Source organism: Curtobacterium sp. MCBA15_013 (assembly GCF_001865095.1).
Taxonomy (GTDB): Bacteria; Actinomycetota; Actinomycetes; order Actinomycetales; family Microbacteriaceae; genus Curtobacterium.
Map to the genome: position 1 here is coordinate 1 of NZ_MJGQ01000003.1, position 1,180 is coordinate 1,180.

The window sequence follows — 1,180 nt, forward strand, 5'->3', positions numbered from 1 at the left end:
CCTCGTCGGGGACGACGCCGCCGAGCACCAATGGACGCCCGACATCCGCCGCGAGGTCCACTCCGTCGCCAAGGGGATCGCGGCCCTCGCCACCGGGATCGCCGCCGACGACGGACTCGTCGACGTGGACGTCCCGGTGTCGACCCTCCTGCCCGCCGTCCGCTTCGGGGCGGGCACGGACGCGGTCACGCTCCGGCACCTGCTCACCATGACGAGCGGTGTCGACATGCCGTGGTCCGAGACGGAGCTCACCGACTGGCCGGACCTCGCGGCCGAGTTCCTCGGGCGCCCCTCGCGCGGCCGGGTGTTCCAGTACGCGAACGCGAGCACGTACACGGCGATGCGGGTCCTCGAGACCCGGGTCGGCGACGTGGGCGCGTTCGTCGCCCGGCGGTTGTTCGACCCGCTCGGCATCGAGGACGTGCCGTGGGCACGCTGCCCGAACGGGTACGTCGTCGGCGGCGAGGGCCTGGCGCTGCGCACCGGCGAACTCGCACGGATCGGCCGACTGGTGCGCGACCGCGGGGAGTCCGCGGGGCGTCGCATCGTGGGCGCACGCTGGTGCGACGCGATGCACACCGACTGGGTCGAGCGCGACGGCACGGGCCCCGGCTACGAGCGGTACGCGATGGCGGGGTGGGGCGGCCCCGGCCGACTCTGGCGGCTGCACGGCGCGTACGGGCAGATGCTGCTCTTCGACGGCGACACGGTCGTCACCGTGACGGCGGACGACCACTTCGGAGCGGACGCCTTCGCGGCGGTCGTCGCGACGGAGCTGGAGTCGGAGGAACGGGCCGACCGGGCCTGAACGCCGCAGGCCGAGGGGCGAGGGCCGCGGGCCGAGGGCCGGGCGTCAGTGGCGCCGTCGGCTCGAGATCAGTCCGCCGAAGACCAGCACCACCGCCACGCAGAAGACGATCAGTCCCGCGGGGTCGAAGCCGTCGAAGTTCATGGTTCCTCCTGGAGTCCTGTCCCGACGGTACGACCGCGTTCCTCGACGTGCGCGGTGTCCGGCGCCCCCGGGCATTCCGGCCCGCACAGGTTCCTCCGGCGGAGGCGGGTTCGTCCGGGGAACGCACCCGATCCCGCCGGAGTGCGCATGTGCGCCCGCTGCGAGCGCTCCGGCCGAACGGGTGCGATGATGATCCGCGGCCGTCGCCCGACGGCGAAGAAGCCGTCG

Annotated in this window: 1 protein-coding gene; it reads left to right on the forward strand. The window is 73.9% G+C overall.

The window, feature by feature from the left end:
- On the forward strand, positions 1 to 808 hold an 808-nt coding region (locus BIV01_RS01945), incomplete at its 5' end, for a serine hydrolase domain-containing protein (RefSeq protein WP_071301767.1).
- Between the last annotated feature and the right edge of the window lie 372 nt (positions 809 to 1,180).